The sequence below is a fragment of the Polynucleobacter brandtiae genome, assembly GCF_002797575.1.
Taxonomy (GTDB): Bacteria; Pseudomonadota; Gammaproteobacteria; order Burkholderiales; family Burkholderiaceae; genus Polynucleobacter; species Polynucleobacter brandtiae.
In genome coordinates, this window is record NZ_PGTX01000008.1 from 20,238 (window position 1) to 27,543 (window position 7,306).

The 7,306-nt window shown below is 45.4% G+C and carries 7 protein-coding genes; 3 read left to right on the plus strand and 4 right to left on the minus strand.

Features of this window, described 5'->3' with window-relative positions; genetic code table 11:
• Positions 1-28 precede the first annotated feature (28 nt).
• The 3 genes from B0G85_RS10045 (at position 29) to B0G85_RS10055 (ending at position 3,080) form a co-directional block, all read left to right on the plus strand.
• Entirely contained in the window at positions 29-1,414 is a 1,386-nt protein-coding gene (locus B0G85_RS10045; RefSeq protein WP_100380327.1) for a phosphomannomutase/phosphoglucomutase, read from the plus strand.
• Between the two features lie 74 nt (positions 1,415-1,488).
• Complete coding sequence (locus tag B0G85_RS10050; protein ID WP_100380328.1) at positions 1,489-1,857, plus strand: XRE family transcriptional regulator; 369 nt, start codon at positions 1,489-1,491, stop codon at positions 1,855-1,857.
• Positions 1,854-3,080 (plus strand): type II toxin-antitoxin system HipA family toxin, encoded by a 1,227-nt coding sequence (locus tag B0G85_RS10055; protein WP_100380329.1) that lies wholly within the window; start codon positions 1,854-1,856, stop codon positions 3,078-3,080. Before B0G85_RS10050 ends, B0G85_RS10055 begins: the two co-directional genes overlap by 4 nt.
• On the opposite strand, the gene B0G85_RS10060 is transcribed toward B0G85_RS10055, so the two are convergent.
• The 4 genes from B0G85_RS10060 to B0G85_RS10075 all read right to left on the minus strand — a co-directional run.
• Positions 3,077-3,634, minus strand: coding sequence for a hypothetical protein (locus B0G85_RS10060; RefSeq protein ID WP_100380330.1), 558 nt, complete (start codon positions 3,632-3,634; stop codon positions 3,077-3,079). The genes B0G85_RS10055 and B0G85_RS10060 overlap by 4 nt on opposite strands.
• 130 nt (positions 3,635-3,764) lie before the next feature.
• Entirely contained in the window at positions 3,765-4,337 is a 573-nt protein-coding gene (locus B0G85_RS10065) for a phasin family protein (protein ID WP_100380331.1), read from the minus strand.
• 378 nt (positions 4,338-4,715) lie between these two features.
• The gene (locus B0G85_RS10070) at positions 4,716-5,045 is read right to left on the minus strand and encodes a hypothetical protein (protein ID WP_100380332.1); all 330 of its coding nucleotides are present in this window, start codon (positions 5,043-5,045) and stop codon (positions 4,716-4,718) included.
• A 35-nt stretch (positions 5,046-5,080) separates the two neighbouring features.
• A partial coding sequence (locus B0G85_RS10075; RefSeq protein ID WP_198508812.1) for an autotransporter-associated beta strand repeat-containing protein occupies positions 5,081-7,306 on the minus strand: 2,226 nt, incomplete at its 5' end.

The window sequence follows — 7,306 nt, forward strand, 5'->3', positions numbered from 1 at the left end:
TTTCAATCTCCTGCACTAAGGATATGTCATGCAACTGTCACCTTCCATCTTTAAAGCCTATGACATCCGCGGCATCATTGATGAGACGCTCGATCCTTCTATTGCTAAACTGATTGGTCAAGCATTTGGTAGTGAGATGCGGGAGCTTGGTGAGACCGATATTGTGATCGGTCGGGATGGCCGCCTCTCAGGCCCCAGCTTGATTGAAGCACTCACTGAAGGTCTACTTTCCACCGGAATTAATGTAATTGATTTGGGTATGGTCGCCACACCCATGGTCTACTTTGCTGCAAACCATACTATCCATGGCAAAAAACCCCAATCTGGAATCATGATTACGGGTAGTCATAACCCTCCCAATTACAACGGCTTCAAAATGGTACTGGGAACCTCTGCGATTTATGGCGAACAGATTCAGGGTTTACGCAAAAGAATAGAAGCAAAGCAATTTGCAACTGGTCAAGGAACAAGAACTACCTTTGATATTTTCCCGATGTATCTGGCGCATATTGTTGGTGATGTGAAACTGGCTCGTCCGATGAAGATTGTGGTGGACTGCGGCAACGGTGTGGGCGGCGCTTTTGCTGGCCAGCTCTTTAGAGCCTTGGGTTGTGAAGTGCAAGAGCTTTTTTGTGAAGTCGACGGCACCTTCCCCAACCACCATCCAGACCCTGCGCATTTAGAAAACCTACAAGATCTCATTAAAAATCTGCAGACTACCGACAACGAACTCGGCCTTGCCTTTGATGGTGATGCTGATCGCCTAGGTGTGGTGACTAAAGATGGTCAGGTGATTTTTCCAGATCGCCAGATGATGTTGTTTGCTAAGGATGTATTGTCACGCCATCCCGGTGGCCAGATCATTTATGACGTCAAATGTACGCGTAATTTAGCCACCTTTGTAAAGCAGCACGGTGGCGAACCGCTGATGTGGAAAACAGGTCATTCTTTAGTCAAGGCCAAGTTGAAAGAAACGGGCGCCCCACTCGCCGGAGAAATGAGTGGTCATATTTTCTTCAAAGACCGTTGGTTTGGATTTGATGATGGTTTGTACACAGGAGCTCGGCTTCTAGAGATTTTGAGTAAGGAAACTGATCCTAACCAAACGCTCAATGATTTACCCAATGCGCTGTGCACCCCAGAATTACAGATCGCTTGCGCTGAAGGAGAACCCTTTACTATTTTGGAATCCATTAAAGCCCATGCCAAGTTTCCGACTAGTGAAGCCATTAATACGATTGATGGCGTAAGAGTGGAATATGCCGATGGCTTTGGTCTGGCCAGACCATCGAACACTACCCCGGTGGTAGTTATGCGCTTTGAGGCGGATAACGAAGCAGCAATTACGCGAATTCAAGAAGAATTTAAGCTTGCTGTGCTGGCTGCTAAGCCTGATGCAAAGCTGCCTTTTTAGGCACAAAGTCCTCATTTATTTCAATAAAACAACATATAGTTTCTCAATTAATACATTTTTGATAAACTATATGTATGTCAAAATCATCCTCAGCGCTCGAGACCCTTCCCCAAGAAGCCATTAGTGCTCTTGCCCAACTCGGGGAAAACTTGGCCCTAGCCCGTGTGCGCCGCAGGGAATCGCAGCGACTATGGGCTCAACGTATGGGCATCTCTGTACCCACTCTCGCGCGCATGGAACGCGGTGACGCCAATGTCAGCATGGGAATTTACGCCACTGCCCTTTGGATGATGGGTCGAGTAGATGCCTTATCTGATATCGCAGCCCCTGAATATGATCGCTCGGCTCTCGAATCTGACGTACGAGCGGCTAAAAATATGAAAGCCGTACGCACACAAAGTTCTATTGCCGGTAGGCTAGCCAGAAAGCCTAAGGTCTTATGAAATCATCCCCACACTCTATTGTTGACCAGCTCTATCTTTGGTATCTCGGAAATCCAACGCAAGCCAAACTGATTGGGCAATTAAATCTCGTGCTGTCAGGTCGTGGCGTCTCATTGCGTTACAGTCAAGAATGGCTGCAAACTGGCTTTGCACTCAGTGAGGATTTGCCACTGATGGATATCGAACACCTACCTAAAATGAAAGATCTCGCAGCTGGGGCTGTTGATGATGCTAGGCCTGATCGCTGGGGTGAGCGCGTCATTCGATTAGTCGAAAGGCCAGAAAGACTTTCTATATTAGAGATGCTCTTCTTTGCAGGCGATGATCGTTTTGGTGCTTTAGGTGTTTCCACTTCAGCAGAATATTACTTACCTCATCAAAAGAATCCATTACCAAAACTAGCAGATGTAAATGCCGTTCATGCTCTCGTTCAACAGGTTTTAGCGGGCAAACCCATTGAGCAAACACAAAGACGACTCATTGCACCGGGCGGCACTATGGGCGGAGCACGTCCAAAAGCATTAATTGAGATGGACGGCAGTCAGTGGATTGTGAAGTTTTCTGAAGCAGATCGCCCTGAAGAGCCGGTCATAGAACACGCTACGATGACACTTGCCAGCCAAGCCGGCATCCATGTTGCGCAAACATGTTTAATACCCTTAAGCCAAGGACATGCCATTGCAGTGAAGCGTTTTGATCGCACCCCTCATCAACGACTTCATGCCCTATCTGCAAACGTGGCGCTGGCTGCTGCCAAGGTATCTTTGTCCTATCCTAACTTGGCGCAATTGCTGCGAAGACGGGGAGTTTTAGAGGGCAATCGATACCAAGCGCAGATGCAAGAATTATTTAGGCGCTTGGTATTTAATATCTTGATGGACAATACCGACGACCACGAAAAGAATCACGTATTGCTAGTGACAGACGCTAATCAATACACACTCTCCCCTGCCTTTGATATGCTTCCTACAGGACTGGCATTGGGATATCAAGCCATGGATGTTGGTAAAGATGGTGCCAGATCCGATATTGAAAATGCACTATCCATGGCAAGCGCCTATGGTCTCTCACAATCTGATGCTTTAGCAGAGGTCCGTCGTGTCTCCACAGTAGTACAGAATTGGCAGCAACACTTTGCTAGTGCAGGTGTGGCAGAAAATACGATTCATGCGTTAGCAAGCCAAATTGACCGACCATTCTTAATGGGTCAACGCACACATTAATGCAGTAAGGTTTTACTGACAGACTGTGGTGCAGACTCAGGAGTATGGTTTTCAATGACAGCAGGAATGCTGCCCCACCCTGCAAATTCTCGGATTTGATCCAACAATAAGCCCATAGCTTGTAATGTGGGTCCTGCCATCTTGATATTCAAGTTGCCGCCACCGGGCAGCATTAAGTCTAGCGACAGTTCATCTTGCTGTTCTACTTGATGAATAGAGCATTTTGCCTCTGTGACCAATAAAGCTTCAGCGCCTATTGGAAACTGACTGGCCGATTGATACACTTCTGCCGCCCCTTGAGGGACTGGGGTATTTTCTTTTTTAATCGTACTTTTGACAGCCTCTTTAGCAAATTGGGCTATGGCTTTTGCTGCCTCTGGTGAATGTGCTTGCTCTAATTGTTTAACCATCAGATGCTGAGTGGCAGCCAAAATAAATAGAGTTACCCTGCGCGTTAACCAAAAACGAAACTCGGTATCTTCGTCCGTATTAAAACGAAAAAAGATGCGGTCGTCCTGAGTAATATAAGTCGCGTTAAATTGTTTAATAGCCATAGTGCTTATTATTACCGATATGGCGCTGCGCAAATAAGCAAATAAGCAAATAAGCAAACAACAAAGCCGCCCGAAGGCGGCTTTGTTGTGAAGTGCTTAGTACCTAATACTTAGAACTTAATACGGCTAATTAAGCAGATTTACTGCCTTTAGTAGCTGGCTTTGCAACAGCGTATTGACCTTGAGCATTTGACATAGCTTCGTCAACACTCTTTTCAAAACTAGCAAATGCGTCAGCTGCAGAAGCACGTACTTGGTCAAACTGCTGAATAGAAGCATCAAACATGGATTTGAATGCAGATACAAATGCCTCAGATCCAGCAGGAGCTGTCTTAGTAGCTTCTTTAAGCATCTTTACCAAATCAGCACGTGCGTCATCGATAGAGGCATCAACTACTTCAGCCACTTCTTTATTACTCTTGCGAATCACTTTACTTACTTTAGCTTGGTAAGCAGCAGCATATTTAGCAGCTTCTTGTGCTGTTTCTGGCTGAGCTAACTTAGCTAATTGCTGTGGATCCTCAACAGCCATTAACTGAGTAGCACTATCTTGAGCAGCAGCAACTACGTCTTTAGCAATCGCTTGGTTGATCTCAGCCAACTCTTGTGCGCTTTGAACAGCGACTTGAGCTAAATGCTTGGCTGTCTCAACAGATTTGGTTTGGGCTTGTACGAGTTGGTCGTTTAATTGATTCTGGAACATGATTTATCCTTAATTGAAGAGATTGATAATTTATTGCGATGCACCATTGTAGGTTGTCATTTTTAACAAATCAAGGATTATTTGTTGCGTTGCAATAAAACTACCTAAGATTAAGCATAAGTCTCATAATATGGAAATAATCAGTATAAACAATGGTTTACAGCCCCTGTAACGCACTAGATCCGAATATCTTGTAAGTTTTTAGCCCCTGGAATGCTCTGTTTAGGGGGTATTAGACTTGGTTTTGCCTCTGGAAATGGGGACTGTTTTTGGCTCTGTGCAGCCAGAAAAAGTGCACGAGTAATAGCATCAGAGGCGGGCTGCCTTGTGAGGAAATTCACCCAATGAAATTACGCGCACACCAAAACTCTATGTCACTTAGTTTTTACATTCGACTGATTTATCATCCTCAGAACAAGATGTGCCGCCTTTGGAGCTATTTGAATTCTTATTCTCCTTTTGGGTACTTGCACCCTCGTCCATGATGACAGAGACGCTTGATGTTTCAGATTTGTTTCTAGTAAAAGTAAACTGTTCACTAAAGTTTGATGCGGCTTTTAAGTTAGTGCTGTTTGATGCAGCTGCAGCAGCGGCAGCCGCCTCTTGAACAGGACGGCCAACAACTGCTAATCCAACTCCAGTTCCATTGAAGTTAGTTAAGCCATCAATGATGACTCTAGTAACACCGTTTGCAGAACCCATATTCATCTGACCGCCAACGTACAAAAGTAGATTGCACTTAATTATTCACACTCGGTGTCTCCTTTGCGGCAGCGCACTAACTTATTCTCCGCATCCTGATTGCTGACATTTTCATCCATCAGAACGGTGACGCTTGAAGTTTGCAAGGCATCGCGACGGAGAACAAACTGCTTATTAAATTGAGCGGTTGTCATTAAATTACCACCACCTGCTGCAGCTGCAGCAGCAGCAGCAGCTGCAGCTTCTTGAACAGGTAGACTGACTGCTGCCAACCCGACTCCAGCCCCTGTAAAGTTCGTTAAGCCATCAATAATGACGCGTATAACACCCATAGCCGAGCCCATATTCATCTGCCCGCCAATCTTACTTAGGTCAAAGTTAATAGTTCCTGGCTGAGAGGATCTAAAGGTTGCAACTGAGTTGCTTGGGTCCAGAAGCACCTCTAAAGCTTCCGCAGTATAGTTTTGGGCGGAAATTGTTTTAACCCCCATAGTGCTAATTTTGCCTCCGAGCATAAATACATCACCAGCCTGTAATGCTTGAAAATTAGTGGAATAGAAAGGAATAAGATTACCTACTAATCCATCAAAAATAATCCTTGGCTCCTTAGTTGGGTCTCCATTTACAAAACCATCATAGATTGCCGCTACCAATAAGGAATAACCGGTGCTATCGGGATTAACCGTTCCGACGAATCGAACGGTTGGGTCAGTAGAAATGAAAGTACGGGTAAATATAGGGTTTTGTATAGAAAAAGTTGATTCTGGGCGAGTCTTTTTAACAAATTGCTCGTATAAGAATCCGGCTGATCCGTTGCTACCAATCGTAGTAGTGCCTACATATGTCTGCTCCTGCCCAGTCAATACGTCTGCTAAAAGCTTAATATTTTCGCCAACAATGTAAAGATTCTGCAATGGCGTTATTGATCCAACACTATTACCAACGGTTACGGTACCGGTTCCCGCATCTATACTTAAGGATTCGCTCTTTGCATTTTGAGCGTCAATTTTGCCATTAAATGTAATGCCACCATTAGTAGAGCTGAGCTTCACTCCAGAGGCTGTATATATAGTTCCAGCATAATTACGCATATCAGTCACTACCCCAGCATTCGGTGCTATCACCACATCACCCTCATAGAGCTGGTCACCAATCGTTTGAATATGGTTGGTTATTTTGATTGGGCCAGTCACATGCAGACTCGAGAGAACGATTCCATCAGCTAACTGCAATACGCCTGCTGCGGATACTAAAGTACTTAAGCCAAGAGCATCTGCATTAGCCAAAATCAACTGGGAAGCGTTAAGTACTGTATTACCGGTATACGAACTACTACCGGATAAGGTCATTGTGGCTAAGCCAGTCTTGATCAAGGATCCGGTACCGGTGAACGATCCGCCAAAACTGAAATCCTGATCACCGAAGCCAACAGTCAAGTTTGCACCCAAATTAACTATTCCTGATCCAGAAATCGTCGCAATGGTGTCAGTATTCAGAAGATTGTAAATAGCACCGCTAGCTACGGTGATATTAGCAACATCAGCCAAGTTACCACTTACGGTCAAGGCCCCCGATGAAATTAATGTTGTACCAGTATAGGTATTTGCGCCACCCAACACCAAAGTACCTGCCCCACTCTTAGTTAAGTCGCCAGACCCAGCAATGACACCGTTATAGGTCAGTGTTGTAGAACCATCTACATCGATAGTGCCATTGCCAGTCATAGCAATGCCACGGTTGGCGTTGAGCATAAAGGTAGTACTGGTATTCAGTGTGCCACCATTAAAGATGATGGATCCGACAGTTGCAGTACCTGGAATTGCGCCTAATTGGTTATCAGCAGATATGGATAAGGTGCCACTTCTCAAGGTAGTCGTACCGGTGTAGGTATTTGGACCAGACAGAGTTAAGGTACCCGTACCTTGTTTAGTCAAGTTCCCTGCTCCACTGATCACACCACTAAAGATGGTGTCTGGGGTAGCCCCTGCTGTCAGGTTTGCAGTCAGTGTGATATTACCGGCACCAGCAATTGAAGCAATGGTGTCATTGGCAGCGACGATATACGTAGCGTCACTCTCTACGGTGAGAGCGGTGCTATCGGATAAGGTACCACTGACGTTAAGCGTACCAGCCAATACGGTAGTGCTGCCGGTGTAGGTGTTGTTGCCAGACAGGGTTAAGGTACCAGAGCCACTGTTCACTAAGCTTGTTGCACCACTAATCGCACCAATGATGGTATTCGCAGCGCTTGAAGTATTAATCGTTAA